The organism is Bradyrhizobium sp. MV1.5 (assembly GCF_055807615.1).
On the sequence record NZ_JBVVPL010000022.1, the window covers coordinates 92,080 to 117,231 of the forward strand.

The window sequence follows — 25,152 nt, forward strand, 5'->3', positions numbered from 1 at the left end:
TATGTTCGTGAACCGGCGCGACGTCCAGATCCAGTGGGGTGACTGCGACCCCGCCAACATCGTCTATTACCCGCGTTATTTCGCGATGTTCGACGATTCGACGTCGACCCTGTTCGAGGTCGCCGGGTTCTCCAAGCAGGACCTGGTCAAGAAATACGGCCTGGTGGGCATTCCCATGGTCGACACGCGCGCCAAGTTCTACATCCCCTCGACTTACGGCGACTGGATCACCATCGAGACGAAGGTCGAGAGCATCAAGCGCTCGAGTTTCGAGGTGAAGCACAGCGTCTACAAGGGCGAGGCGCTGGCGATCGAGGGTTTCGAGACCCGTGTCCTGGTCGGCCGCGACCCCGTTAACCCCGACAAACTGAAATCGGCACCGTTTCCTGCGGAAATGGTAGCCAAATTCACGGGGAGCGAGGCCCGGAGCTAAATCGCCACATCACCAAAAGAGGGGGCTGAATTACCCCCCGATTTCTGCTTTCAAAGAAACACATAAAGGGAGGAATAGATGAAACGCTTTTACCTGACCGCCGCCGTCACCGCGGCCGCGCTTGCGCTACCGGCCGTGCCCGCGCTGGCCCAGACCGCCGAGGTCACCATCGGCATCACCACCACCACGACCGGCCCGGGCGCAGCGTTGGGCATTCCCGAGCGCAATGCGCTGGAGTTCGTGCCGAAGGAGATCGGCGGCGTTCCGCTGAAGGTGATCGTGCTCGACGACGGCGGCGATCCCACCACCGCGACCACCAACGGCCGCCGCTTCGTGACCGAATCCAAGGCCGACATCATCATGGGCTCGGCGCTGACGCCGCCGACCATCGCGGTGTCCAACGTCGCCAACGAAGCCGGCATTCCGCATTTCGGCCTGGCGCCGTTCCCGATCACACCGGAGCGCATGAAGTGGTCGGTGGCGATGCCGCAGCCGATCCCGATCGTGGGCAAGGTGCTGTACAACCACATGAAGGCCAAGGGCGTGAAGACCGTCGGCTATATCGGCTATTCCGACTCCTATGGCGACCTCTGGTTCAACGATTTGAAGGCGCAGGCCGTGCCGATGGGCATAACCATCGCCGACGAGGAGCGCTTCGCTCGCCCCGATACCTCGGTGACCGGACAGGTGCTGAAGCTCGTGGCGGCGAATCCCGACGCCATTCTGGTCGGCGCTTCCGGCACCGCCGCCGCGCTGCCGCAGACCGAGCTGCGCGAGCGTGGCTATCAGGGCCTGATCTACCAGACCCACGGCGCCGCCAGCATGGACTTCATCCGCATCGCCGGCAAAGCGGCGGAAGGCGTGCTGATGGCCTCTGGTCCCGTCATGGATCCCGAGGACCAGCCGGACGAAGCCGCCACCAAGAAGCCGGGCCTCGCGCTCAACTCGGCCTATGAAGCCAAGTACGGCCCGAACAGCCGCAGCCAGTTCGCCGGTCACTCTTACGACGCGTTCGAGATTCTCAAGCGCATCATCCCGGCGGCACTCAAGACGGCGAAACCCGGCACGCCGGAATTCCGCGAAGCGATCCGCCAGGCGCTGCTGTCGGAGAAGGAGCTTGCGGCGAGCCAGGGTGTCTACAATTTCACCGAGAAGGATCGCTACGGCCTCGACGAGCGCTCGCGCATCCTGCTCACGGTGAAGAACGGCAAGTACATGCTGGTGAAATAGACGCAGCGGCAGGATTGAGACGACGAGAGCCGGCCCGATGGGCCGGCTCTTTTGTTTTGGCTGTATGAGCGAGCCGCACCTCCGGTGTCGCTGCGCCCCCTCTCCCGCTTGCGGGAGAGGGTTGGGGTGAGGGTGCCTCCGCATTGGGATTGTCTGAGTCTACGGGCAAAGCCCCCCAGAGGAGATAGCCCTCACCCGCCACGCTCTGCGAGCGTGTCGACCTCTCCCGCAAGCGGGAGAGGTGCACCGAGCCTGCGGGCGCGCTGTCATCAGGCCGCCTGCCGCAGCGGGGTCCAGGCGAACTCCGGATAGTAAATGTCCATCATCCGGTCGACATAAGCGGTGAGGTTCGGAAATCCTTCGGCGCGACGGCGCAGCGTGGATTCGAAAAACGGCGTCAGGATCCCGGCGAGTGCACCGAAGGCGGTGGCATCGACGCCGCAGGGCTTGTTGCCCATCAGATAGGACTTGTCGCCGAGCTGCACCGAGAGCGCAAACAGCGAGCGCACGGCGAGATCGACGTCGTCATCGGGCGCGTGCCGGCCTAATCCGGAGAGCAGGTAGTTCTCGGCGACACGGAATTGCGCGTCCTCGCGCAACTTCTCGCGATTGTGCTCCGGCGCGCCGTCGAAGAAATGCGCAGGCCCCTTGGCGAAGTTGACCGGGTCGACCCAGCGCGCCCCGACCAGCGCAAAATAAACGTGGTGCTCGATCATGCGCTCGAATGCCCAAGCCTGCGCGCGCTCGACGAGCGACAGACCGGCGTCGAAATCGAAGCCGTAGCGGCGCTCGATATGGGCGCGGATGAAGGTGGAATCGGCCACCGCCTCGCCGCCATCGTCGATGAAAGGCAGCTGCCCCTTGGGAGAGGCGGGCGGCATCGCCCGCTCCTTCCGGTAGGGCAGTCCCGCCATCTTGAGCTGCACCTCCGTCTTGGTGACGAAGGGGCTGATTTCCGGCAGGCCGAAGCCGGCGCCAAAGCCGTAAAGCGTGATCATGAAGGCTCTCCTGAAACGACCGAAAGAGTTGAGGGAACTTAGCCGCGGGCTGCTGCCACCATGGTGGCAGCAGCCGTGATATCTTCTGCGAAACGGGCTCCCCGCCAGGCGCGGGCCATGACATGACGGACCAGCGCGTCCGCGGCCTGGACCAGGAAGCGAGCCACCACGGTCGCGAGCGCAAGGCGGAGGTCGACGACCATGAGATCAAGGGATACGAGGCGGCCGAACGCCCATGCGTACCAAGCTCGGACTTGCAAACTCAGGACTTGCAGACGCAGGACTTGCAAAGGCGGGACCCGTAAAGGCTGGGTCCGCCACAGGGTAGCGGCCGGGCCGAAGTGAGTTGGAATGATCATGGACAAATCCTCTTCAGTCGACGTGTTGACCCGGTATAGAACTCCCCTGCTGCCAACATCCTGTCAGCAGCCGCGCGCCGCCTTCTGAAAAACCACCGACAAGAGACCCGTCATGAGACGCGCCGACCGGCTGTTTCAAATCATCCAGGTGCTGAGGCGCACGCGTAAGCCGCTGACGGCGGACGCCATCGCGGCCGAGCTCGAGACCTCGAAACGCACGATCTATCGCGACATCGCCACGCTGATCGGCCAGCGCGTGCCCATCCGCGGCGAAGCCGGCATGGGCTACATCCTGGAAAAGGGTTTTGATCTGCCGCCTTTGATGCTGACACCCGACGAGATCGAGGCGGCGGTGCTGGGCGCGCAATGGGTCGCCGGCCATGCCGATCCCGCGCTGGCGCGTGCGGCTGAAGACTTGATGGCCAAGATCGCCGACACTGTCCCTGAGCGCCTGCGTCCCTTCGTGCTGGAGCCGGCAAGCCGGGCCCGGCCGAGCTGGAACAGGGAGCCGGACCGCCTGGACATGGCACGCACGCGCACCCAGATCCACGAAGGCAAGAAGATCATGCTGCGCTATCGCGACGAGCAGGGCCGCGCCAGCGAGCGCATGATCTGGCCGATTTCGATCGGCTATCTCGAAGCCGTGCGCCTGCTCGCGGCCTGGTGCGAGCTGCGCGGAGACTTCCGCAGCTTCCGCACCGACCGCGTGGTGGATGCGAGCTATCCCGACGAGAGATATCCTGAGAGGCGCGACGTGCTGCGCGCGAAATGGCGCCAGAGCCTGGTCTGGGGCCCGCCCAAGGATACGTGAAGGACACGTGACGATGGATGAGAACGCCCCCATCGACCTGTCGAGCTGTTGCCAGAGTTGCGGCGCCTGCTGCGGCTATTCGGCAAACTGGCCGCGCTTCTCGATCGAAAGCGACGAGGAGCTTGCCGCGATTCCCGAAGCGCTCGTCAACGACCGTCAATCCGGCATGCGCTGCGAAGGCGATCGCTGTTCAGCGTTGCATGGAGAGATCGGACAAGCGACCGCGTGTGGCATCTACGCAGTGCGGCCGGAGGTGTGCCGCACCTGCATGCCGGGCGATGCCGAATGCGCGATGGCGCGACGGAAATTCGGGCTGCCGGTGATCGAGGCGACCAGCGCATGATCCGGAAAAGTGTGCAGCGGTTTTCCGCCGAGATCATGCGCCAATAGAGAGCTAAAGCGCGATCTATCGCGCTTTAGGCCGGGACGGCTTCGCTGATCTCGTCGTCGATCTCGTCGTCCAGCGGCGCGAGCACCGAGAGCGGCTTGGTCGACAGCGTGATCGGCTTGCGGCCACCGGACAGCGACGGCGAGGATTTCGCCGCGCCTTCGCGCGCAAGCGCGTAGAGCGTCGAGCCGACACGGCCGCCATTCTCGATCAGGTCGCGCTCGTTACAGCTGCCGGCGATCGCGACCGCCAGCGAGTGCAGATGGCTGCGGCGATAGCAGAACAGCGCCAGCCTGGCGCGCGCGTCAGGGGAAACACTTTCAACCAGCCTCGGCAGGCCACTCTCGCTGGCGCGGTACATCTCGCCAAGGAGTTCGTCGCGGACCGGGCACGAATCGCCTTCAAAGGTATCGCGGCTTGAAAACATTGCAGTTCTCCCTCGTGGGGGAAGATGCAGTGCAATTCTCTAACGAAAGGTTAACCACGCTGCCCGGTAGTCACCCGGGGTCATTGCGCGTGAGCCGCGAATCAATGGGCTGGAAAGGGTTTTCTCTCTGGCCATCCTTTGAGACGCCCGCCTTCGGCGGGCCCTCAGGATGAGGTCTGTTCCTGCTGAAAGAATCTCACCCCTCATGGTGAGGAGGCGCGAAGCGCCGTCTCGAACCATGCAGGCCCGGCAGCCACTCCAGAGGGCCGCCGTCCCTCAGTTCGCCGCCATGAAAATGGAGAGGCCGAAGCCGGTCAGATGGTGCAGGGCCTGGTCGACACCGATCAGGGTCCAGAACCAGGGATGCGCAAGATCGACACCGAAATTGGCCGAGACGAGGCCCTTGGCGCGGTCGATCGTGATGTGGATCACGAAGTCGATCAACGCCACAAACCAGAATTTCGGCGCCACGATCAGGATCAGCGGCAGCGCAACCGCAAGGTGAACCAGGCAGTGCACCAGGAGCGGCAGGGCCCAGCCGTGCTTCTGGTCCTTGCCGTGCGCCATCCACGCGGTCTGGAGGACGAAATCGGCGATGATGTGCTTGAACGTCAGCAGCAACATCCAACCAATGAGCGCTTCGACCGGGACCGCCGATGACAGGGGTGGAAACGACAAGGCGCCCTCGTTGACGTGACAAGAAGAATTGGAGCGTTCAGCGCAATCTCTTCCTGGACCGGTCAAATCGCCGGGACTTGCGATTTATGACACCTCCCGCGGCGGAATGCAGCCGGGGGAACCGGAAAATCGCCAACTGTGGCTAACTGGTGATAGGATGGCCAATCGCCGCGGCCGAGTTGAGTAAGGTTACCTTCGGCTCGGAATTTGCATTCCGCGGCCTGCGCGCTATCATCGCCAGTAGAGAATATCGTTCTTTTTTCAGACGTTTACGAATTACAGGGCGACCGCAGCGATCACATCCGCGAGCCGCCGCCACCGGAAGCATAAGGCCAGAGTGCTGCCATGAGTACTGAGGGCCCGACCTCATCGCCGATCGAGCCGCCGCCCCGGCGACCCAAGGTGATCAAGACCAACCAGCAGCAGGTCTTCCTCTATGTCGTGCTGACCCTGCTGTTGTCGCTTGCCACCGTCTGGGGCGGCCGCATGCTGGTGCACAATTCGGAAACGCTGACCTTTGCCGTCGGCGCCCCCAACAGCGACGAGGCGCTGTTCGCAGCCAAGCTCGCCGCCGTCCTGAAGAACAACGCCTCGCGCTTCCGGATCAAGATCGTCAACAACGCCGACAACGCCAAGGCGATCGCCCAGTTCGACCGCAAGCAGGCCGACCTCGCGGTGCTGCGCACCGACGCCAAGGTGCCGCTGCGGGCGCGCACGCTCGCGATCCTCGAGCACGATCTCGTGCTGCTGCTCGGGCCGGGAAACAAGAAGATCAAGTCGCTCGCCGAGCTGAAGAAGAAGAAGGTCGCCGTCCTCGCCGAGAACGAATCCTCGCTCGCCTTCGTCCGCGGCATCCTCGACATTCCCGACGGTGCGGACGCGGCGAAGATCCAGATGGCGCCGCAGGGCGCAACGCTCGACAAGCTGTTCGCGCCGGCAAGCGGTTTTGGCGCGGTCGTCGCCATCGTCCACGCCTCGCGGGCGGTGCGGGACACTGCGTATGAGCAGGTCGCCAGGCGCGGCGGCTTCACTCTGAACGCGATCGACGAGGCGAAAGCGCTGGCACGCAAGATCCCCGGCATTTCCAGCGAGACGCTGACGGCGGGCACGCTGTCTGCATCACCGGAAATTCCCGACGACGATCTCGACACGATCGGGCTCGAATGGCTGCTGGTCGCCCAATCAAGGATGTCGCCGACGGCGGCCGGGGAGCTCGCGCGCACCGTCTACGAGAACAAGTCCGCGCTCGGGCTCGACGGCGGCTTTGCCAGCAGAATCGAGCCCGCCTCCGTCGAGAAGGACGCCTTCGTGATGGCGCACAAAGGGGCGGCCGACTACATCAATGACGACACCAAGTCGTTTATGGATAAGTACAGCGACCTGATGTATCTGGGCGCTGCCGCGCTCAGCGTCATCGGTTCGATCTTCGCCGCGATCTACGCCAAGATCACCCGGATCGCGCCGGAGAAGGCCAGCGAGCTCTCCACCGCCATCCTCGACATCGGCGAGCGGATCGAACACGCGCATTCGCTGGACCAGCTCGAATGTCTCCAGGACGAGCTGGAAGGCATTTTACGCGGCGCCGTCATCGGCCTCAGAGACGGCACGATCAGTACCGACGGGCTCGACACGTTCAAGCTCGGCTACGAATTCGTCCGCGACGAGATCGGCATGCGCCGCGACTACCTCAAGCGCCATGCCGGCGAGGGCGCGAAGGCCGCACAGGATGTGGCCCCTCCCCAGCACGACGAAAGTAACATCGTGGTGGTGAAGACAGCTCAGAGTGCCTGAGCTATCGAAGCTCGGCTGCGGCCATCCTTCGAGACGCCCGCCTGCGGCGGGCCCTCAGGATGAGGGATGAGTATGCGGCAGCATTGAACGCAGATGCTTGCAGCTGAGCCTCATCCTGCGGAAGCCGCGAAGCGGTCGTCTCGAAGGACGAGGCGCTCGCTCAGGCGCCGCTGAGACGTCATTCCCCCACAAGCGACCCGGGGCCCTAGTCAGGGAACCGTCCCCGTCCACAACCGTTTGTTCTCGGATCAACCGGAGACCGCGCCATGCGTGCACTCCTCATCATCTTCCTGCTGGGAATGTTGGCAGCGGTTGGCTATTTCGCTTATTCCGCGATGGCGGTGGAGGGCGAGCCGATCCCGACGGAAGGCTATGTGGCGCTGGCGCTGGGGGCCGGGTTTTCCGTTCTTGTCGGCATCGGCTTGATGGTGCTGCTGTTCTTCAGCAGCCGTCGCGGCTACGACGAACCACCGCATTTCAAGTAGCGGCGCGTGGTCCGGCGGACGCGCCCGTCGTTGACGGCCTCGGCCTGGGCAGGCACTTTGGCACCGAGGTTCCAGCCGGGGACCGCAAAGACAAAACCGAGCCGCCTTCCCGCATGTCCAAGCCGCTGATCTCCGCTCTGGCCCAGTTCGCGGCCGCCACGGCCGGCCGCAACATGACCAGGGCGGCCTATGTGGCCGTCACCGTCGGCGTGCTCGCCATGGTGCTCCTGACGGTCAACCCGGCCTATGAGACGGCGCATCGCTGGGTCGATGCCCTGCTTTGGACCTGCCTCATCTACTTCGTGTTCGAATGGGTGGTCCGGCTGCGCCATATGGCACGACAGGGGCGCCTGGCACTCTACATGTCCTCCTCCGCCGGGCTGGTCGACGCCGTCGGAGCGTTGGCCGTGCCGGCCGCGCTGATTCTGGGGATCGAGCCCAGGACGGCGTGGCTGCTCAGCGTGCTCTGGGTGCTGAAGGTGGTGCCGGGCATTCCCGGCCTGCGGCAGCTCCGCCGCGTGCTGGTGCTCGAATCGGGGCCGCTGGTCAGCGTGCTCGTGATCTTCCTGATGGTGGTCTTCCTGGCCTCGGTCGCCGAATATTTCCTGGAGCGGGACGTGCAGCCGCAGACGTTCGGCAGCGTGCCGGCCGCGCTGTGGTGGGCCGTCGCGACGCTGACGACGACGGGCTATGGCGACGTCGTGCCGGTGACGCCGCTGGGCCGGATGGTGGCCGCGCTGGTGATGATCTCCGGCCTCGGCGTGTTCGGCCTCTGGACCGGCATCCTGGCGACCGGCTTTGCCGCGGAGACCCGGCGCGACAATTTCCTCAAGACCTGGGAATCGGTCAGCAAGGTGCCGTTCTTTGCGGCGCTTGGACCGGCCGCCATCGCCGACGTCACCCACATGCTGCGGACCATGGAGCTGCCGGCGCGCACCATGATTATTCGCAAGGGTACGCAGGGCGACTGCATGTATTTCATCGCCGCTGGCGAGGTCGAGGTCGACCTGCCCGGCAAGAAGGTGCAGCTCGGCGACGGCGCCTTCTTCGGCGAGATGGCCTTGCTCGGCAACAATCTGCGCGGCGCCAATGTCTCGACCACCAAGGTGTCGCGGCTTCTCGTGCTCGACCTCGTCGACTTTCGCGTGCTGATGGCGCGGCATCCCGATCTCGCCGAGACCATCGATGCCGAGGCGAAGCGGCGCACGCTTGAGAACAAATAAATCGCGATAAGCAAATAAATGGAGACAAGAATGTCGGACACAGCCGACGCAGCCACTGGCCCGGTGCTCGAACTCATTGGCGCACGCGCCACCATCCGCCTCAACCGGCCCAAACATCTCAACCGGCTCCAGGCCGAGGACCTCGGCGAGCTGGTCAAACTGTTCGACCGGGTCGAGGCCGATCCTGCTATCCGCGTGCTGGTGCTGACCGGCACGGGGCGCGCCTTCTCTGCGGGCTATGACCTCAATTCCGTTGCCGAGCGCGCGGTCAGCGCGAGCGAGCAGCAGAGCGCGGGCTCCGCCTTCGAGGTGGTCGTCAACCGGCTTGAGGATCTCGGCGTACCCACGATCTGCCGGCTCAATGGCGGCGTCTATGGCGGCTCGACCGACCTCGCGCTCGCCTGCGATTTCCGCATCGGCGTCGACACCGCGGAGATGTTCATGCCCGCGGCCCGGCTCGGGCTGCACTATTACAGCAGCGGCATCAAACGCTATGTGACGCGGCTCGGCGTGGACAATGCAAAAAAACTATTCCTGACCGCGCAAAAGATCAGCGCGCCGGAGATGCTACGGATCGGCTATCTCACCGACATGGTGGCGATGGAATTTCTGGACGAGGAGGTCGACAGGCTCGCCAACATCCTCGCCGGCAACGCGCCGCAGGCGATGCGCGGCATGAAGCGCGCCATCAACGAATTCGCCCGCGGCGAATTGGACGCACAAGCCGCCGATCAGCGCCACCGCGACAGCATGCGCGGCGACGAAATCAAGGAAGGCATCAAGGCGTTCGCGGAAAAGCGACCGCCGCGGTTTTGAATGAGCGGAGCTGCAGCCGCTATTCGTCGGTGTCGTTCCGGCAAAGGCCGGGACCCATACCGCGAGGTCTAGCGATTGCGGATGGTATAGATCCCGAACGACGCGTCTTCGCCAAACTTCTCCTTGTGGTTATGGGTCCCGGCCTTCGCCGGGACGACACAGAATGTGAGGCTCGTGCGCCTTACCCACCGGCAGCCGCGGCATGCTGCGCGGCCATCTCATCGTCAGCCGCAGTGATCCGCTGGAACGCCGGCCGCGAGGTCATGCGTTCGGCATAGCGGACGAACACATCCTTCTTCGGCACGATGCCGAACATCATGGTCCAGCTGAACGCAACACCCCAGAGAACATCCGCGGCCGTCATGCGCTCGCCGAGCAGATACGGTCCCTTCGACAGCTGCGCCTCGAGCGCGCCGAGCATGGTGTCATAGTCGGCATACGGCGATTGCGTGATCGGCGCCGGCTCGCGCTGCATGAACTTGTCGATCAGGGCCGGCTCGAACGAGGCGCCGTAATAGGCGATCCAGCGCAGATAAGGGCCGCGCAGCGGATCGTCCGGCGCAGGCGTCAGCCCCGCCTGCGGAAACAGATCGGCGAGATAGATGGTGATCGCGACCTGTTCGGTCACCAGCTGCCCGTTATGGCGGATCGCCGGCACCTTGCCGAGCGGGTTGATGGCGAGATAGGCCGGCTGGCGCTGCTCGCCGGCCTTCATGTTGAGGACATGAAGATCATAAGGCGCCCCCAGTTCCTCCAGCAGCACCCGCGTGCCGGTGGCGCGGCTTTGCGGCGAATAATATAGCGTGATGCGGTTCGGATCGGTCATGGCAGGTCTCCATCTGGCCGGCTGGCGATGGCGTTGTAGCGGACCATACCTGACATCCTGTGTCAGGTATGGTTTAAGGGATCATGCGCGCGAGCCGGATGCTGTCGATCCTCACCACCCTCCAGGCCAAGGGGCAGGTCACCGCGCCTGAGCTCGCCGAGGCCTGCGAAGTCTCGGTGCGCACGATATACCGTGACATCGACGCGCTCGCGGCGTCCGGCGTCCCTGTCTATGCCGACCGCGGCGCGGAGGGCGGCTATCGCCTGCTCGACGGCTATCGCGTGCGGCTGAACGGTCTGTCGCAAAGCGAGGCGGAAGCGCTGTTTCTGACGGGATTACCGGGCCCGGCGGCGGCGTTCGGGCTGGATGCGGCGATGATCGCGGCACAGAACAAGCTGATGGCCGCTCTGCCAGCCAATTTGCGTGAAGACGCCGGACGGATGCAGGAGCGTTTTCATCTCGACGCGCCGGGCTGGTTCGGCGAGGCGGAACAACCAAGGCACCTGCGCACCATCGCCGGCGCGACCCTGCGCGGGACACTGATCAAGATTCGCTACCAGAGCTGGCGCGCCGAGAAGCAGCGCCGCGTCGCGCCGCTTGGTCTCGTGCTGAAAGGTGGCAGCTGGTATCTCGCAGGTCTGGTCGACGGCAGCGTGCGGACCTATCGCGTCGCGCGCGTGCTCGACTGCACCGCGCTCGACGATCGCTGTGAGCGGCCCGCCGGTTTCGATCTCGCCGCCTATTGGCGGGACGCAACGCTGCGTCTCGAGGCCGAGATGCATCCCAATGTCGCGATCGTTCGGCTGTCGCCCTTTGGCGTGAAACTGCTCGACGCGCTGAGCCAACCTTACGTCAAAGCGCGGACGCAGCTTGAAGAGACCGCTGATGCAGACGGCTGGCGCATCGCCAGAGTACCGACCGGCAAGACGTCATGGCATTCCGCCGCCGAATTGTTGCGGCTCGGTCCCGAGGCCGAAGTGCTGGAGCCGGCCGATCTGCGCGAGAAGATGGCGGAACTGACAGGGGCGATGGCCGTGCGCTATCGCGCGGCGCGGAAAACAGGACCGCGGCGCAACCGGCCGCGACCGACGAAACACTCCTGAAACACGATTCTCTACTCGCCGCATGAACGCATTCGCGTTTCGGCTCGACCGAGATGCAGGGACACAACAACGGCCCTTGCGCCATTCTGGAGAATGAAGATGTTTCGTAAGCTTGCACTTGGTCTGATCGCCGCCGGCTCGCTCGGCATTGCCGCTCTCGCTCCCACCGCCGCGTCGGCCCACGGCTTCCACCATCACTGGGGTCCCAGCTGGGGCTTTGGCGGCGTCTACGTCAACAGCGGCGTCAACAATTGCTATCAGGAGCGCGTCGTCCAGACCCGCCACGGCCTGCGCGTCCGCGTCGTGAACGTGTGCGCGTACGGGATCTACTGATATCCAGCATTCACGACAAAGCCCCGATCGCACCGCGATCGGGGCCTTTGCGTTTGGCTAACTGCCCTGCCGCTGCCGGCGAAACCAGGCCCAGGTCTCGCGCGTCGTCCTGACGTAGCCGCGGCCACGATGGACGATCTCGCCGTCGACGATCCCGTTCAGCTTCGGCAGTGCGTGGAACGGGATCGAGGGATAAGCGTGATGCTCGACATGATAGGGCATGTTCCACGCGATCCATTTGACGATCGCGCCGGTGTAGGTGGTGCGGGTGTTCTGGAATGCGCTGCGGGTGCGCTCGCAGCCGGTGTGCTCGGCGTAGAGATAGGGCCGCAGGAAGAACTGCCCAATGATCAGCGGCACGATCCAGACCCAGAGCAGCAGCGGCGACGAGAACCATAGCGACAGCACGAGCAGCAACGCATAGAGCGCGGCATAGGCGCGCGCCTCGGTGACGATGATGGGCCGCCTGTTCTCGGGGATCCAGGGCACGACGACCTTCCCGGTGACGGCATGGCCGAGCATCAGCCGCAGGCGTCCGGCGACCTGCAGCACGCCGCTATAGGCGAGCGCGAGCTGCGTGTCGGATTTCGGTTTCACGCCGACGATCAGTTCGGGGTCCTTGTCCGGATCCTGGGTGTAGCGGTGATGGTCCCAGTGAAACAGGCAGTAATACTCGTAAGGCAATCCGATGATGAAGCCTGAGAGATAGCCGACGGCGAGATTGAGGCCGCGGCTTTTGAACGCGGTCTTGTGCGCGGTCTCGTGCACGGCCATGAACAGGAAGGCGACGAGATAGCCCTGCACCGCCATCAGCGGCAACGCCCAAAGGACACCCCAGGTCGAAGAGACCCTCCAGATCAGCGCGCCGACCAGTACGACCAAGCCGTAGTGGCCGAGGCTCTGCACGGCGCCCCTGAAGTTGGACCGCATCGACAATTCGCGCAGCATCGCCGGCGCCAGCGGCTTCAGCCGATGGCCGGATTCTGAAACGGTTGCGTCGCTCATGATCGGATGTCTGCCCTACTTGCCGAGAAGCCCTGCGATCTCGGCCTTGATGAAGGCCCGATCGCGCGGATTGTTGACGGGGTTGCCGGCGCGATGGCCGTGCAGCGACGGGATCGGGTGCAGCACCGCAGAGCGCGCATTGACCAGCCGGCCGAGTTCGTCCTCGTTGTCGCGAACGTCGAAATAGCGGTCGGTCGCACCGGGCATCAGCAGCATGTGGGCCGTGATCGCACCGAGCGCGCGATCGAAATCGCCGCCGAATGCGGCGCAGCGACTGATATCGCCGTTCTGCCAGATCCCGATCTGAGCCAGGAGATCATTGGCGTCGCGCCGGGCAAACGCCGCGTCCCAGGTGCGGACGAGATAGTCGTCCAGCGAGGTGAAGCCCGCTTCGCGCCAGATCTCGTCGCGATAGAAACCGTGCGACATCGCCCAACCCGCGTAGACGCGCCCCATGGCGCGATAGCCGGCGACGGGCTTGTCGACGAAGCGACCGTCGCGGAAGGCGGGATCGGCGGTCAGCGCGGCCTTCACGCTTTCCAGGAAGACGTAATTATAGGGCGCGCAGCGGGCACTGCCGCAGACGACGGCCGCCCGCTCGACCATTTCAGGATGCAGCGCCGCCCAGTGATAGGCCTGCATGCCGCCCATCGACCAGCCATAGACCAGGGCAAGCTTCGAGATGCCGAACCGCTCGGCGAGCAGCCGATGCTGGACCGCGATGGCATCGTGATAGGTCAGGATCGGGAATGGCGCGGCGGCATTCGACGGCGACGACGACAGGCCGTTACCGAACAGGTTCGGGATCACGATGAAGTAGCGTGTGGGGTCGAGCACCCCGTCGGGACTGATCAGCCAGTCGGTGTCAGTGTGCTGCGCGCTGAACGAGGTCGGGTAGAGAATGACGTTGTCCTTGTCCGGACTGAGCGTGCCGTAGGTCTTGTAGGCGAGCTTGAGCGAAGGGAAGACGGCCCCGGACCGGAGCGTGACGTCGCCGGCCTCGAATATCTGGTAGTCGCGCCCTGCCGTCATGGACCGAACTCCCGCTCACGCGGCAAGCGCGCCGCGGAAACAGCGATGCATCGATCATGCCGGTCCCGCAGACGCATCGTCTGCGTCACGCTCAATAACTGTACTTATAGTCCATTTATTGCGGATCGGCAAGATAGATCCGGTCGCGAGGCGGCTCAGGAGATGGCTGCCAGATAGCGCGCGACAGAGGCAGCGAATGCGGCCTTGGCGCCTGCGGCGATGTTGCGACCCCACCAGGCGCCGTAGATGCGGTCGAAGGCCAGCGGCTCGACGGCAGCCGCGATCCGTCGCACCGCGGCGGCATTGAGCGGCGTGTAGTTCGGATAGGAGTACATGAAGCTGACGAAGCGGCGATCCATCGTCACCTGCGCGATATCGCCGGTGAGCAGCCCGCCCCTGCCCTCCGCACCACTCGCATGGTGCAGCATGGTGGCGCCGGCGAAATGACCGCCGGTGCGCAGCAGCAGCACATCGTCGGAGATGCGATGGCTTTCGCCGGTCCAGTGCACGATCGACGCATGCGGACGCGTCACCCATTGGCGATCATCGGCGTGCAAATAGACTGGCACCTCGCCAAACGCCTCGCTCCAGTCGGCGAGCGCGCCATAGTAATGCGGATGCGAGATCGCGATCGCCTTCAGCCCGCCGCGTGATCGCACATGCGCGATCGCCTCGGGTGTCGCCAGCGGGACGCAGTCCCACATCAAGCAGCCATCCGCGAGCGGCACCAGCAGCGCGCGTTGGCCGATGGCAAAGCTTGGCTCGAGTGCGATGCCGGTCAGGCCGAGATCGTCGCGCCAGACCATGCGGTGACGTTCCGAGAGCGCCTCGCGCGTAAGGAAAGTCTGCCCCTTCCAGCCGACGTATTGCCGTTCGTCCTCGCAAATTTGACAGGACGTTGGCGGATTTTCGCCATCCGGGAATTGCGCGCCGCAGGTTTCGCAGGTCCAGAGAGGCATGCCGTACTCCCAACAGAGACGATCCAACTTCAATAGGGACTCGCTGGCCATGACCGCAAGGCCCGCCGCCCGGGTAAGGGTTGGAACCAACCCGAGCAGCGCTCGTTAAACTCTCGTCCGCGCCAGAACGATTGGCTGAAAGGATACTGTCCCATCCGCCGTTTCCCGGCTGAGACCACGTTTTGGTATCGATGACATCGCGGTCCCCCTCCTCGTCTCGTATCTGGCCCCTGTTCGCTCTCAACTTCTTCATGGCCGACATGCAGTCGGGCATCGGCCCCTTCGTCGGCGTATTTCTCCAGGAGCGCGGCTGGGCGAGCGGGTTGATCGGTACCGCGATGACGATCGGCAATGTCGCGGGCATGCTGATCACGACGCCGATCGGTGGCTTCATTGACGCCAGCCGCAACAAGCGCATGTGGGTCGTCATTCCCGGCATTTGCGTGGTGCTCGCGTCCGCGATCATCCTGATCTCGCAGAATTTCTGGGCGGTGACGTTCTCGCAGGTCGCACAATCCCTGGCGAGCGCCGCGATCGTGCCGGCGGTTACAGGCATCACGCTCGGCATCGCCAAGCAGAAGGGCTTCAACGCGCTCAACGGCCGCAACCAGGCGTTCAACCACGCCGGCAACATGGTCGGCGCCGCGCTGTCGGGCTATCTCGGTTACAAGTTCGGCTATGTCTCCGTGTTCGTGCTGGCGGCGGTGTTCGGCGCCATCGCGATCGCCTGCGTGATGATGATCCCGGCCAAGGCGATCGACGACCGCGCCGCGCGCGGCAGCAAGGAGGACGATCCCGACAGCGCGCCGGACGCGTTCACGATGCTGCTCAAGCACCGCGCGCTGCTGGTGCTGGCACTGGCGCTCGCACTATTCCATCTCGGCAATGCCGCCATCGTTCCACTCTATGGCCTGGCGGCGGTCGCCGAAGGCCAGGCCAACGGCCCGAGCTTCGTCGCGACCACCGTGGTGATCGCGCAAGGCGTGATGATCATCACATCGCTGATCGCAATGAAGGCGGCGAGCAAGCGCAACTACTGGCCTGTGATCCTCGTCTCCTTCATGTTCCTGCCCATCCGTGGCGTGCTCGCCTTCTTCGTCACGGGATGGTGGGGCGTTGTGCCGATGCAGGTGCTCGACGGCATCGGCACGGGACTCCAGACGGTTGCCGTCCCCGGCATGGTCGCGCGCTCGCTCAACGGCACCGGCCGCATCAATCTCGGCCAGGGTGCCGTGATCACCGTGCAGGGCGTCGGCGCGAGCCTCAGTCCCGCGCTTGGCGGCTGGATCGCGCAATGGATCGGCTACGGCCCGACTTTCCTGCTGCTCGGCGGTTTTGGCCTCGCGTCCATGGCGCTGTGGTTCGCGTTCGGCGCGGCTGTAAAGAAGTATTGAGGTCAGCCTTCTCAGCCGTCATTGCGAGGAGCGAAGCGACGAAGCAATCCAGGCTGTAGGGCGAGTTGCGCGCTACAGCTCTCGCCGAATTCCGCTCAACCAAACTCCACCACGATCTTGCCGAAATGGCCGCCTTGCTGCATCAACCGCAACGCGTCGGGCACGGCATCGAAGGCAAAACTGCGGTCGATCACCGGCTTCATGCCATTGCGGCTGATCGCTGCCGTCATACCCTCGAACATACGGCGGCTGCCGACAGAGAGGCCGACGACGTGCAAGTTCTTGGAGAACAGGCTTGGAATCGCGATCTGCTGCGAGAAGCCGGAGAGCACGCCAATCACCAGAATGGTACCGCCGATCCGCGCCGCCTCGAGTGACTGCGAGAACGTATCCTTGCCGCCGACCTCGACGACGTGGTCGACGCCGCCGCCGGTCCACTCTGCCGCGGCCTTGGCCCACTCAGGAACCGAGCGATAGTTGATCGTGTGATCGGCGCCGAGCGCACGAGCGCGTTCGAGCTTCTCGTCACTCGATGACGTTACGATCACGCTCCCGCCCGCAAGTTTGGCAAATTGCAATGCGAAGATCGACACACCGCCGGTACCCTGCACCAGAACGGTGTCGCCGGGCTTCACCTTGGCTTCCTCGAACAGCGCGCGCCAGGCGGTTAGCCCGGCGCAAGGCAGCGTCGCCGCTTCCTGGAAAGAGAGATGCGACGGAATGCGGCTGACACCCTCCGCGTCCAGCAACATGACTTCCTGCAACACACCCGGACGTGTGCCACCGAGCGCGTAGCGCCGGCTCGCGGCTGAAACCGCTCCGTCGATCCACGATTGGAAGAACATCGAGCAGACGCGGTCCCCGACTGCTACGCGGGAAACGCCGTCGCCGGCGGCGATCACCTCGCCGGCGCCATCGGAGAACGGGATCAGCGGCAATCTGGTGACGCCACCCTTGCCCTGCACCGTGAGCAGGTCGCGATAATTCAGCGATGCCGCCCGCATGCGCACCGCGACCTGCCCCGGACCGGGCTTGGGCTCGGGTAGATCGGCGAGCTCCATTCCCTCGATCGACCAGTCCCGCGCGATTTGCCAGACTTTCATGGTCGGGCGCTCCGCTTCACGTGCCAAAATTCTTCTGGATCGCCTTGTCGAGCGTTTCGCCGCCGACAAAGCGCTGGCGCAGCTCGCGCTTGAGCAGCTTGCCGCTCGGGTTCTTGGGCAAGGCATCGACGAAGATGACGCGCTTGGGCACCTTGAAATGCGCCATCTGGCCGGCGCAATGCTTGATGACGAACTCCTCGTCGAGCTTCTCGCCGCTCTTGACCACGACAATCGCAGTCACCGCCTCGATCCAGCGCGGATCGGGCAGGCCTACCACCGCAACCTCGGACACGGCGGGGATGCGGTAGACCATCTCCTCGACCTCGCGGCTCGCGACGTTCTCGCCACCGGTCTTGATCATGTCCTTGACGCGATCGACCACGGTGATGTGGCCCTCGTCATCGACGGTGGCGAGATCGCCGGAGTGAAACCAGCCGCCGGAGAACGCCGCCGCCGTCTTGACCGGATCGTTGTAATAGCCGGAGAGCAGATGCGGCGAGCGGTGCACGATCTCGCCCACTTCGCCGACCTTCACATCCTCCATCGAGCTGTTGACGACGCGGGTCTCGACATTGAGCACGGGCTTGCCCGCCGAGCCGGCCTTGCGCAGCTGGTCCGCAGGTCCCAGCACGGTCGCGAGCGGCGCGATCTCGGTCTGGCCGTAGAAATTCCAGAATTTCACGCTGGGCAGGCGGCGCTGAAGCTCGAGCAGCACCTCCACCGGCATGATCGAGGCGCCGTAATAGCCCTTCTGCAAGGTCGACAAGTCCGTCTTGTCGAAATTGGGCGAGCGCAGCATCGCGATCCAGATTGTCGGCGGCGCGAAGAACGACGTGATGTTGTGCGTCTGGATCAATGACAGAATGTTGTCGGCCGCCGGCTTGCCCGTGATCACGCCGGAGGCGCCGAGATAGATTTGCGGCCCCAGGAACACGTCGAGCTGCGCGCAATGATAGAGCGGAAGCGCGTGCAGGAATTTGTCGTCCACGCTCATGCCGCCGTCGATGATGCAGCTGACATACTGCCACATCACCGCTTCATGGGTCAGCATCGCGCCTTTGGGCAGCGACTCCGTGCCGCTGGTGTAGACGATCTGCGCGAGATCGCGGCTGTCGACGGACGCATCGAGGTACGAGTCGTTGGCGTCGAGGAGATCGTCGAAGGTGGTGAGGCCCGCGGGCGCCGCGGCGGGATCCTCACCCGGCAGCCAGATCATCTTCTCGACCGCGCAATCCCTGGCGCTGGCCGCGCGCGCGGGCTCGACGAAATCAGGGCCGGCCGCGAGCAGCTTTGCGCCGGAGCTTTTCAGGATGAAATTGATCTCGTCCGGATTGAGCATGAAGTTGATCGGCACCAGCACCGCGCCGATCCGGGCCAACGCGAACCGGAGTGCCGCAAAGGCGTGCGAATTACGCGAGAGCACGGCGAGGCGGTCACCCTTTTTCACGCCGAGGCCAAGCAGGCCGCGGCCGAGCCGATTGCAGATCGCGTCCATCTCGGCAAAGGTCCAGCTGACATTGCCGCAGCTCACCGCGAGCTTGCCCGGATCGCGGCTGCCTGCGCGGCGCAGGAGGTCGCCGATGGAATGCTCGCGGGCCTTCGAGATGGTGGCTGCGATGTCGCCGGTCATTTCCGCTTCCCAGAATTTTTCTCTTGGCGTGAGGGCCGCCCCGAGCACAGAATCAGGCCACGGCATTCACGCGTTTCTTGTCTTTGCAAAAGCGTAGTCGGCGCGAACGGCCGCGTCAAATCAGGGAGCGCGGCGCCGTTACGCAAGAGTTGAGCTCAGAGCTTGTGCCCTTTCTTGCGCAGCGCCTCGATGAGGCGCAGCTTCAGCTCGTCGGCCGTCTTCTGGCTGACGTCCTGGCCGATCTGCGCGCTTGCCTGTGCCAGCGCATCCGACTTCTCCAGAAGCTTCTTCCCGGCCGGCTGGGCATAGAAGGCCTCGATCTGGCGCAGCTCGTCGATGCTGAAGCTCTGGGCATAGAGGGCGGCGACCTGGTCGACCATCGAGGTGAGGGCCGGGGTGTAGATCTCGGAGCCGGGTGCCGTCACCGCGTCATAGTCGCGCTCGATCTCCGGCCTGTCCTGCGCGACCACGGGCCTCAGCTTGAGCAGGAGTTGCGGCAGCAGCGCGCGATACTGATCCCCGATCTTCAAGGTGACCACGAGCTTGCGCGCCGCGCTCATCGCCTCCGGCGAGGGTGCTTGCGCCGATGCACCCGAGATCAGGAGCAGGAGGGTGCCGGCGATCGTCAACACAAGTCTGGACATAAACCTCTCCGTTGGACCTCTCGACGAAATGCGGGCGGTACTCAATGACCCGCGGGCGCCACGGCAGACCTGTCCGCAGGCGCGCTTTCCAGGGCGGTGTCGGCCTCCTCGACCTCCGTCACCTTCACGAACAGGTTCGGCACCCGTTCGGCCCGGTCGAGCAGCCAGGCGGCTGCTATCATGATGACGATGCCGACGGCGGAGACCGCGAGCTGCTCCCAGACGCCCCTGGTGTATTGCGTCAGGATCCAGTGCGCCGAGAACGACAGGAAGACGCCGAGGCAGAAGATCGGCAGCGAATGCTGACCGCAGAGGATCACGGGGCGCAGCCAGGCCCCGTGCAGGGTCCGCCATTTGCGCGAGATGAGATGCGTCACCCAGATCGCCAGCGCCAGAAAATGCGTGAAGCGCAGCATGTCGAGGTCGGTCTTGTCGATCGGGTAGATCGCCTTGATCATCCATTTCGGGATCAGGGCTTCGAGCGCGGGGACGTGCCAGGTCATCACGATCAGCAGCGCGAAGGCGAGCCAGGCCGCGGCCAGCGTCAGCGCCGCCTTCGACCACACCCATCTCGCGATCTTCTCGATCTGGCCGATGCCGCACCAGGCCGCGAACACGAACATCAGCTGCCAGCAGAACGGGTTGAAGTACCAGGTCGTGCCGGGCGGATAGGAGGCGATGTTCCAGTTGAACCAGCGCGACAGCACGTAGAGCACCACGGACGCGGCGAGCGTCAGGTTCGGCCGGCGCACCAGGCACCACACGATGAAGGGCGCAGCGAACACCAGCGTGATGTAAAGCGGCAGCACGTCGAGATTGACCGGCTTGTAGCGCAGTGAGAGCGCCTGCCCGATCAGAACGTCCGGATGCTCGAGGAAATTGTGAACGTTGAACTCGTGCTCGTACATGGGATTGTCGAAGCGGCGCACGGTGCGGGCGATCTGCGCCGTGAACAGCAGGAACAGCATGATGTGGGCGACATACATCTCGGCCGCGCGCCGCCACAGCCGCTTCAGCGCGGCGACAAACCAGCCGCCCGCGACGATCGGCCCGTAGATCCAGCCGACCAGATAACCGGAGATGAAGACGAAGAATTCGGCGGCATCGCTGAAGCCGTAATTGCGCAAGGTCAGCCAGGCCACGACGTCGTGCGGGATGTGGTCGAGGAAGATCATCCACAGACCGATGCCGCGGAAGAGATCGAGCCGCAGGTCGCGCTCGACCGGAGCGAGCAGCGCCGACTGGTCCCGTATGATCATGGCCCCGCCTCGTTCGGTGGGCGTCGCGCCGTCGCGGCGCCGAAAAATCGGATGCTAAAAAATTGAAATCAAAAGTCGCCTGGCCGTGTGGCCAGGGCTGACGGTAGCCGACCTTGCTGCGCGTGCAAGAGCATAGTCATCGGAGCGCCGCACAAGCGTGCCGTCCTCCGCGCTGCACCATGAAGGGCCCTTCAAGATAAAAGGGCAAAAACAACCCCATGCACAGTAGCTAACTCCTTGCGGCGCCTGCTGAATTTATTTGACGCGTCGGGCAGATTTCGGCAGCGACGGCGGCCCGGCCGCCGCCGCCGTCAGCTTAGCTCGTCACCCGTCGCCTGCATCTCGTTGAGCATCGCCTCGGCCTTGTGCCGCAGCGGCAGCGCGCCGCTCTCGGCGGCGATCGCGATGGTCGCGCGCAGGGCGGCGAGGATGGCCGCCTTGGCCTGCGCATCCGACGGCGGCGTCACCACGGCCTCGCCGAACAGGGCCTCCGCCTCCAGGCCGGAGAACCCCTGTTGCCGCGCAGTGTTGCGCGCTTCGCGCAGCATGTTCTGCGCGGCCTGGACGTCGCCGAGACGGTGGGTGGCGAGCGCCAGGTAGATCGAGCTGCGCAGCACCGCCGAGGTATAGCCGACCGCCTTGGCCTCCTCGCGCGCCTCCGTCAGCATGCCGCGCGCCCGGTCGAACAGCCCCTGCTCCAGATAGGCCATGCCGAGATGGCAGGCGAGCACCGGCACGAACAGCCGGATGCCGTGCTTCTGCGCCAGGACAAAACCGTCCTCGAGAATGCCGGCGGCCGCCGCCGGCTCGCCGCGGCCGAGCTTCAGCCAGCCGCCGCTATAGGCAGCGGCGACGCGGTCGTAGGGGCGGCCGGTCTCCTCCGCGATCGCGGCGGCCTGTTGCTGGAGCTGCTCGGCGGCCTCGAACTCACCCATCACGGTGTGGGTGAAGCTTTTCATCATGCAGCAGAGCAGGAGGGTGTATTTCGGGGGCGTGCCGAACGGCGCACTCGCGTCCGGGCCCATCAGATGGGCACGGGCTCGTGCGATAGTCCGCTCCGCCTCGCGATAGCGCCCGGCAAGAAAATAGGCCTGCCCGAGATTGTATTGCGCAAGGTTGCGCCAACCGGGATTGCCGGACTCTTCGGCAAGACCAACGACCTCCTCGCCAAGCGTAACGGCCTCCGTAGGTGTCCCATAGAAGTTCTGCCCACCCGCCATGACCGTCTTGGCGGCAACCCTTCTGCCGACATCATTGATCTCGCTGGCCCGTTGGTCGGCTTCCTTTCCCAGATCGATCCACTCGGCAACCCGGCCGGACCAGATGAACGCCATGCGCGCCTCCATCCGGAGATCAATGGCATTCGTCTCTCTCGAACTGGTTATTGGCGTCTTATCGAGTGAACTCATCGCTGTCCGGAAGTAGTCGACCGCGTCTGCATATGCCGAGCGCAAAAGACACTTCTGTGCGGCGATTCTCCCATAGTTGAACGCCTTGGGCCAGTCCTTGGCACGCATTGCGTGGTAGCAGAGGGCGTCAGGATCATCTCTCGATATGTCGTCGTTCTCGAATGCCGCGAGAACCCGCGCATGTACGCTCTCGCGGACCTTTTCGACCATCGTCTCGTAGGTCACCTGGCGAACCATCTCGTGTCGAAACTCAAGCGAGTCCGCGATGTCGCTGTCGATCTTGACCAGCAGCTCGGCCCGATCGAGCGCTGCAAGGCAGTCCCGCAGGGCGTCTTCGGGCAACTCGGAGACTTTCCGCACGACGGCTTCGCTGGATCGCGGCCCCAATGCGGCAGCGACCTGCAAAACCAGGCGCTCCTGCCTCGACACCCGATCGAGCCGCGCCGCAATCACACCTTGGATACTTGTGGGGATACCTAGCTCTTCTATCGGACGCACCAGGGCCAGATCACCCCACTGGCCGCGAAGTGTGCCGTTATCCTTCAGACCACGGCAGACCTCCTCGATAAACAGCGGAACGTTGGCCGTGTGAGAGATGATCCGGTCCTTCAAGCCTGCATTTGTCACGGACGTGCCGAGCATGTCGGCCAACATGGCCATTCCAGATTCATCATCCAATGACCGCATCGCGATCACTTCTGCACGACAACGCGCGATCCATTCCGGCATTCCGTTCGGCCTGCTCGTGAGGAAAACAAACAGATTCGGCACCTGTAGCGACGCTATGGCGGCAATAACTGTGTCGCTGGCTCGATCAACCCAGTGCAGATCCTCGATGAGAAGAACGGTGCCGCTGTGACGGGCCACGCCTTCCAGGATTGCGCAGCTGGCCTCCGAAATCGCCCGCCCCCGCGCGTAGGGCTCCAATTCGCTCCAACGCGGATCGGAAATAGGCAAATCCAGCACCGCGTCGATTGCAAACTGATGGACCGCCGACAATACCTTTCGAGGGTCTGCCAGGCGATCTGAGTCCTTGGAGACTGCCTCCAGGAGGGAAAGCACCAGTCGCTTCAGGGTGCTAAATGGCGCGCCCTGAAGATTTGGGCTGCACTCGACGTCGAGCAACCGCCAGCCGTCAGCCCTGAGGTCCTGCGCAAATTCGTGCGCAAGCCGCGACTTTCCAATGCCCGCATCCCCCATCAGCAGAACCGTCTGCCCGCTGGTGACAACCTTCTCCGCAGCGCGCCATAGCAGCGCCCGCTCCGTCGTCCGGTCGACAAACCGGGAGACGCTACGAGCGCGTCGCACCCGCCAGCTCGAAAGATCGCTTGCTCCAATGATCCGATAGACCGGCAGAGCTTCGTTAAAGCCGCGCAGAGTCTTGCGGCCAAGAAAATCAAAGCGGACATGTCCGTCCGCAAGCTTCTGACAGGCTTCGGACACGTAGATCTGGTTCGCCTCGGCCGCTGCCTCCAGCCGCGCCGCCAGGTGCTGGGCGGCGCCGCCGATCTCGTAGACCTTGGAAAATTCGCTCGCGACCATGTAGGCCACCACATGACCCGAGTGGATGCCGACCCGGACTTGAAGTCCTGGATCGCCCAGACTGCCAACGCGCCGAACCAGCTCGATGGCCGCGTGGCAGGCCAGGGGGGCGTGGTTGTCGTCGGCGATCGGGGCGCCGAAGACGGCGGCCAACCCGTCACCCAACTCCTTGCTGACGATGCCGCCGAACTGGCGCACCGCGCCTCTCATCGCCGCAAGAGCCGGTTCGAGGCGCGATACCGCCGCCTCCGGCTCCAGCTCGGCAACAAGACCCGTGGAGTCGACGACGTCGGCGCGCAGAATCGTCACAAACCTTCGTTCGCTGTCGGGATCGACGCGCTGGCGGACCGCCGCCCCGCATTTGGAGCACCAGCTATCGTCCGGACCGATCGCAGACTGACACGTGAAGCAATTCATTCCTGCGCCTCAAAGGCCGCGGTCATTCTGTCGACCAGAACCGCAAGCACCTCTCGATAAGAATACCTATCGAGAACCGCTTAGCAATCGGGCTCAGCCTTCACCATGAGCGGGGCATGGCGCGGTTGGCGATCTGGACGAAACACAGTCCTGAGTGGTAGCGTAACTAAATCCCAGCAAAGATGGGTCATATGTTCGGCGGCGCGAGGTTTGGCCAAACTGACCGGCGCCGCGGAGCTGCATGTATTTTGGCAAGGCCACGGACATATTGAGGGAAAAGGCGATGGGCTCGAGGACTTACAACGGCAAGCAGTTCAGAGACTTGATGAACAGCAATTACTACCCGCTGGCGAACATGAAAAAGAGCGTGGCGAAGCTCAAAGCGTCGGACGACATCGATCTGCCGACCCTGGAGTATGGCCAGTACCACCTGATTCTGACGCCGGCGTCGAGCTGGCCGCAGGAAAGCGCCAAGTACTGGCACAAGGAGAAGGGTCGGGCCCGTCTCGACCTCAGCACCCAGCCGAACACAGTTCCCCTGTCCAGGGATGAGCCGGGCGTCATTCCCCTGACGCGATGCGATCTGCTCGATGCCTGCGTCCGGAAATGCTTCAACTCCGAGCCGCCGATCCCGATGAAGACGAAGATCATCACCCACGAAGCCAGCGACGCTTTCGCGCACCGGCACGAGATCCGGCTGGAGTGGGACTACAAGAAGGGCTCGGACAAGCCGACGCTGCTCAATTTGACGATGGTCTGCCCGCACAGATCCTGAGCTGAAGATACATTCTGCTTCGTTCGGAAGATCGTCTCCGCCCGCGGGCTACAAGCGCGCGGGTTAGAACCTCCGGCGCGTC

The 25,152-nt window shown here is 64.1% G+C and carries 25 protein-coding genes; 12 read left to right on the forward strand and 13 right to left on the reverse strand.

The window, feature by feature from the left end:
* The first annotated feature begins 1 nt into the window (after position 1).
* Positions 2-433 carry an acyl-CoA thioesterase gene (locus tag AC0L2J_RS21110; RefSeq protein ID WP_473393821.1) on the forward strand — a complete coding sequence of 144 codons (432 nt, stop codon included), beginning with the start codon at positions 2-4 and terminating at the stop codon, positions 431-433.
* A 78-nt stretch (positions 434-511) separates the two neighbouring features.
* A complete protein-coding gene (locus AC0L2J_RS21115) occupies positions 512-1,663 on the forward strand; it encodes an ABC transporter substrate-binding protein (protein ID WP_473393825.1) in 1,152 nt (383 codons plus the stop codon).
* A gap of 269 nt (positions 1,664-1,932) precedes the next feature.
* Here the strand turns inward: AC0L2J_RS21115 and AC0L2J_RS21120 are convergent, their stop codons facing one another.
* Positions 1,933-2,661 carry a glutathione S-transferase family protein gene (locus AC0L2J_RS21120; RefSeq protein ID WP_007605274.1) on the reverse strand — a complete coding sequence of 243 codons (729 nt, stop codon included), beginning with the start codon at positions 2,659-2,661 and terminating at the stop codon, positions 1,933-1,935.
* Positions 2,662-2,699: 38 nt separating this feature from the next.
* The gene (locus tag AC0L2J_RS21125; protein ID WP_473393831.1) at positions 2,700-3,020 is read right to left on the reverse strand and encodes a hypothetical protein; all 321 of its coding nucleotides are present in this window, start codon (positions 3,018-3,020) and stop codon (positions 2,700-2,702) included.
* 112 nt (positions 3,021-3,132) lie between these two features.
* On the opposite strand from AC0L2J_RS21125, the gene AC0L2J_RS21130 reads away from it, so the two are divergent.
* Positions 3,133-3,831 carry a helix-turn-helix transcriptional regulator gene (locus AC0L2J_RS21130; protein WP_007599649.1) on the forward strand — a complete coding sequence of 233 codons (699 nt, stop codon included), beginning with the start codon at positions 3,133-3,135 and terminating at the stop codon, positions 3,829-3,831.
* Between the two features lie 13 nt (positions 3,832-3,844).
* Positions 3,845-4,174 carry a YkgJ family cysteine cluster protein gene (locus AC0L2J_RS21135; RefSeq protein WP_063994637.1) on the forward strand — a complete coding sequence of 110 codons (330 nt, stop codon included), beginning with the start codon at positions 3,845-3,847 and terminating at the stop codon, positions 4,172-4,174.
* Between the two features lie 73 nt (positions 4,175-4,247).
* On the opposite strand, the gene AC0L2J_RS21140 is transcribed toward AC0L2J_RS21135, so the two are convergent.
* Both AC0L2J_RS21140 and AC0L2J_RS21145 read right to left on the reverse strand, forming a co-directional pair.
* On the reverse strand, positions 4,248-4,646 hold the full coding sequence (locus AC0L2J_RS21140) for a hypothetical protein (RefSeq protein WP_007599645.1): 399 nt from the start codon (positions 4,644-4,646) through the stop codon (positions 4,248-4,250).
* Positions 4,647-4,922: 276 nt separating this feature from the next.
* Positions 4,923-5,270: a DUF3307 domain-containing protein gene (locus AC0L2J_RS21145; protein WP_018458457.1), complete on the reverse strand. Its 348-nt coding sequence runs from the start codon at positions 5,268-5,270 to the stop codon at positions 4,923-4,925.
* A gap of 399 nt (positions 5,271-5,669) precedes the next feature.
* Here AC0L2J_RS21145 and AC0L2J_RS21150 point away from each other — a divergent pair, with 399 nt between their 5' ends.
* The 4 genes from AC0L2J_RS21150 (at position 5,670) to AC0L2J_RS21165 (ending at position 9,639) form a co-directional block, all read left to right on the forward strand.
* Positions 5,670-7,115, forward strand: a complete 1,446-nt coding sequence (locus AC0L2J_RS21150; protein WP_473393835.1) for a TAXI family TRAP transporter solute-binding subunit — start codon at positions 5,670-5,672, stop codon at positions 7,113-7,115.
* Between the two features lie 266 nt (positions 7,116-7,381).
* Positions 7,382-7,600, forward strand: coding sequence for a hypothetical protein (locus AC0L2J_RS21155; RefSeq protein ID WP_007605264.1), 219 nt, complete (start codon positions 7,382-7,384; stop codon positions 7,598-7,600).
* Positions 7,601-7,713: 113 nt separating this feature from the next.
* Entirely contained in the window at positions 7,714-8,823 is a 1,110-nt protein-coding gene (locus AC0L2J_RS21160) for a cyclic nucleotide-gated ion channel (RefSeq protein ID WP_063994634.1), read from the forward strand.
* Positions 8,824-8,853: 30 nt separating this feature from the next.
* Positions 8,854-9,639, forward strand: coding sequence for an enoyl-CoA hydratase/isomerase family protein (locus AC0L2J_RS21165; RefSeq protein WP_473248215.1), 786 nt, complete (start codon positions 8,854-8,856; stop codon positions 9,637-9,639).
* A 181-nt stretch (positions 9,640-9,820) separates the two neighbouring features.
* Here the strand turns inward: AC0L2J_RS21165 and AC0L2J_RS21170 are convergent, their stop codons facing one another.
* On the reverse strand, positions 9,821-10,465 hold the full coding sequence (locus tag AC0L2J_RS21170; protein ID WP_473393838.1) for a glutathione S-transferase family protein: 645 nt from the start codon (positions 10,463-10,465) through the stop codon (positions 9,821-9,823).
* Positions 10,466-10,548: 83 nt separating this feature from the next.
* On the opposite strand from AC0L2J_RS21170, the gene AC0L2J_RS21175 reads away from it, so the two are divergent.
* Both AC0L2J_RS21175 and AC0L2J_RS21180 read left to right on the forward strand, forming a co-directional pair.
* A complete protein-coding gene (locus tag AC0L2J_RS21175; protein ID WP_473393842.1) occupies positions 10,549-11,568 on the forward strand; it encodes a helix-turn-helix transcriptional regulator in 1,020 nt (339 codons plus the stop codon).
* A 99-nt stretch (positions 11,569-11,667) separates the two neighbouring features.
* Positions 11,668-11,901, forward strand: coding sequence for a hypothetical protein (locus AC0L2J_RS21180; RefSeq protein WP_007605255.1), 234 nt, complete (start codon positions 11,668-11,670; stop codon positions 11,899-11,901).
* A 57-nt stretch (positions 11,902-11,958) separates the two neighbouring features.
* On the opposite strand, the gene AC0L2J_RS21185 is transcribed toward AC0L2J_RS21180, so the two are convergent.
* From AC0L2J_RS21185 to AC0L2J_RS21195, 3 genes are all read right to left on the reverse strand, one after another.
* Positions 11,959-12,906: a fatty acid desaturase gene (locus AC0L2J_RS21185; RefSeq protein ID WP_473393847.1), complete on the reverse strand. Its 948-nt coding sequence runs from the start codon at positions 12,904-12,906 to the stop codon at positions 11,959-11,961.
* A gap of 15 nt (positions 12,907-12,921) precedes the next feature.
* Entirely contained in the window at positions 12,922-13,938 is a 1,017-nt protein-coding gene (locus AC0L2J_RS21190; protein ID WP_473393850.1) for an alpha/beta fold hydrolase, read from the reverse strand.
* Between the two features lie 155 nt (positions 13,939-14,093).
* The gene (locus AC0L2J_RS21195; protein WP_473393854.1) at positions 14,094-14,897 is read right to left on the reverse strand and encodes an MBL fold metallo-hydrolase; all 804 of its coding nucleotides are present in this window, start codon (positions 14,895-14,897) and stop codon (positions 14,094-14,096) included.
* Between the two features lie 191 nt (positions 14,898-15,088).
* Between AC0L2J_RS21195 and AC0L2J_RS21200 the strand changes: the two genes are divergently transcribed.
* The gene (locus tag AC0L2J_RS21200) at positions 15,089-16,291 is read left to right on the forward strand and encodes an MFS transporter (RefSeq protein ID WP_473393858.1); all 1,203 of its coding nucleotides are present in this window, start codon (positions 15,089-15,091) and stop codon (positions 16,289-16,291) included.
* 95 nt (positions 16,292-16,386) lie between these two features.
* On the opposite strand, the gene AC0L2J_RS21205 is transcribed toward AC0L2J_RS21200, so the two are convergent.
* The 5 genes from AC0L2J_RS21205 to AC0L2J_RS21225 all read right to left on the reverse strand — a co-directional run bounded on the left by AC0L2J_RS21205 (position 16,387) and on the right by AC0L2J_RS21225 (position 24,295).
* Positions 16,387-17,394 carry a zinc-dependent alcohol dehydrogenase family protein gene (locus AC0L2J_RS21205; RefSeq protein WP_473393862.1) on the reverse strand — a complete coding sequence of 336 codons (1,008 nt, stop codon included), beginning with the start codon at positions 17,392-17,394 and terminating at the stop codon, positions 16,387-16,389.
* Between the two features lie 16 nt (positions 17,395-17,410).
* Positions 17,411-19,024, reverse strand: a complete 1,614-nt coding sequence (locus AC0L2J_RS21210; RefSeq protein WP_473393866.1) for an acyl-CoA synthetase — start codon at positions 19,022-19,024, stop codon at positions 17,411-17,413.
* 155 nt (positions 19,025-19,179) lie between these two features.
* Positions 19,180-19,668, reverse strand: coding sequence for a DUF2059 domain-containing protein (locus AC0L2J_RS21215; RefSeq protein ID WP_473393870.1), 489 nt, complete (start codon positions 19,666-19,668; stop codon positions 19,180-19,182).
* A gap of 41 nt (positions 19,669-19,709) precedes the next feature.
* Positions 19,710-20,927, reverse strand: coding sequence for an OpgC domain-containing protein (locus AC0L2J_RS21220; protein WP_007605241.1), 1,218 nt, complete (start codon positions 20,925-20,927; stop codon positions 19,710-19,712).
* A 311-nt stretch (positions 20,928-21,238) separates the two neighbouring features.
* Positions 21,239-24,295, reverse strand: coding sequence for an ATP-binding protein (locus tag AC0L2J_RS21225; protein ID WP_473393876.1), 3,057 nt, complete (start codon positions 24,293-24,295; stop codon positions 21,239-21,241).
* A gap of 283 nt (positions 24,296-24,578) precedes the next feature.
* Between AC0L2J_RS21225 and AC0L2J_RS21230 the strand changes: the two genes are divergently transcribed.
* Positions 24,579-25,070 carry a hypothetical protein gene (locus AC0L2J_RS21230; RefSeq protein WP_473248204.1) on the forward strand — a complete coding sequence of 164 codons (492 nt, stop codon included), beginning with the start codon at positions 24,579-24,581 and terminating at the stop codon, positions 25,068-25,070.
* Positions 25,071-25,152: the final 82 nt, after the last annotated feature.

What these genes read in the sequence shown, in the direction of transcription:
- AC0L2J_RS21145 (WP_018458457.1), bottom strand. Translation starts at nt 5,270, where the DNA reads ATGTTGCTGCTGACGTTCAAGCACATCATCGCCGATTTCGTCCTCCAG.
- AC0L2J_RS21115 (WP_473393825.1), top strand. Translation starts at nt 512, where the DNA reads ATGAAACGCTTTTACCTGACCGCCGCCGTCACCGCGGCCGCGCTTGCG.
- AC0L2J_RS21210 (WP_473393866.1), bottom strand. Translation starts at nt 19,024, where the DNA reads ATGACCGGCGACATCGCAGCCACCATCTCGAAGGCCCGCGAGCATTCC.
- AC0L2J_RS21155 (WP_007605264.1), top strand. Translation starts at nt 7,382, where the DNA reads ATGCGTGCACTCCTCATCATCTTCCTGCTGGGAATGTTGGCAGCGGTT.
- AC0L2J_RS21135 (WP_063994637.1), top strand. Translation starts at nt 3,845, where the DNA reads ATGGATGAGAACGCCCCCATCGACCTGTCGAGCTGTTGCCAGAGTTGC.
- AC0L2J_RS21130 (WP_007599649.1), top strand. Translation starts at nt 3,133, where the DNA reads ATGAGACGCGCCGACCGGCTGTTTCAAATCATCCAGGTGCTGAGGCGC.
- AC0L2J_RS21200 (WP_473393858.1), top strand. Translation starts at nt 15,089, where the DNA reads ATGACATCGCGGTCCCCCTCCTCGTCTCGTATCTGGCCCCTGTTCGCT.
- AC0L2J_RS21185 (WP_473393847.1), bottom strand. Translation starts at nt 12,906, where the DNA reads ATGAGCGACGCAACCGTTTCAGAATCCGGCCATCGGCTGAAGCCGCTG.
- AC0L2J_RS21110 (WP_473393821.1), top strand. Translation starts at nt 2, where the DNA reads ATGTTCGTGAACCGGCGCGACGTCCAGATCCAGTGGGGTGACTGCGAC.
- AC0L2J_RS21225 (WP_473393876.1), bottom strand. Translation starts at nt 24,295, where the DNA reads ATGAATTGCTTCACGTGTCAGTCTGCGATCGGTCCGGACGATAGCTGG.
- AC0L2J_RS21120 (WP_007605274.1), bottom strand. Translation starts at nt 2,661, where the DNA reads ATGATCACGCTTTACGGCTTTGGCGCCGGCTTCGGCCTGCCGGAAATC.
- AC0L2J_RS21180 (WP_007605255.1), top strand. Translation starts at nt 11,668, where the DNA reads ATGTTTCGTAAGCTTGCACTTGGTCTGATCGCCGCCGGCTCGCTCGGC.
- AC0L2J_RS21215 (WP_473393870.1), bottom strand. Translation starts at nt 19,668, where the DNA reads ATGTCCAGACTTGTGTTGACGATCGCCGGCACCCTCCTGCTCCTGATC.
- AC0L2J_RS21195 (WP_473393854.1), bottom strand. Translation starts at nt 14,897, where the DNA reads ATGCCTCTCTGGACCTGCGAAACCTGCGGCGCGCAATTCCCGGATGGC.
- AC0L2J_RS21165 (WP_473248215.1), top strand. Translation starts at nt 8,854, where the DNA reads ATGTCGGACACAGCCGACGCAGCCACTGGCCCGGTGCTCGAACTCATT.
- AC0L2J_RS21205 (WP_473393862.1), bottom strand. Translation starts at nt 17,394, where the DNA reads ATGAAAGTCTGGCAAATCGCGCGGGACTGGTCGATCGAGGGAATGGAG.
- AC0L2J_RS21170 (WP_473393838.1), bottom strand. Translation starts at nt 10,465, where the DNA reads ATGACCGATCCGAACCGCATCACGCTATATTATTCGCCGCAAAGCCGC.
- AC0L2J_RS21150 (WP_473393835.1), top strand. Translation starts at nt 5,670, where the DNA reads ATGAGTACTGAGGGCCCGACCTCATCGCCGATCGAGCCGCCGCCCCGG.
- AC0L2J_RS21160 (WP_063994634.1), top strand. Translation starts at nt 7,714, where the DNA reads ATGTCCAAGCCGCTGATCTCCGCTCTGGCCCAGTTCGCGGCCGCCACG.
- AC0L2J_RS21230 (WP_473248204.1), top strand. Translation starts at nt 24,579, where the DNA reads ATGGGCTCGAGGACTTACAACGGCAAGCAGTTCAGAGACTTGATGAAC.
- AC0L2J_RS21220 (WP_007605241.1), bottom strand. Translation starts at nt 20,927, where the DNA reads ATGATCATACGGGACCAGTCGGCGCTGCTCGCTCCGGTCGAGCGCGAC.
- AC0L2J_RS21175 (WP_473393842.1), top strand. Translation starts at nt 10,549, where the DNA reads ATGCGCGCGAGCCGGATGCTGTCGATCCTCACCACCCTCCAGGCCAAG.
- AC0L2J_RS21125 (WP_473393831.1), bottom strand. Translation starts at nt 3,020, where the DNA reads ATGATCATTCCAACTCACTTCGGCCCGGCCGCTACCCTGTGGCGGACC.
- AC0L2J_RS21190 (WP_473393850.1), bottom strand. Translation starts at nt 13,938, where the DNA reads ATGACGGCAGGGCGCGACTACCAGATATTCGAGGCCGGCGACGTCACG.
- AC0L2J_RS21140 (WP_007599645.1), bottom strand. Translation starts at nt 4,646, where the DNA reads ATGTTTTCAAGCCGCGATACCTTTGAAGGCGATTCGTGCCCGGTCCGC.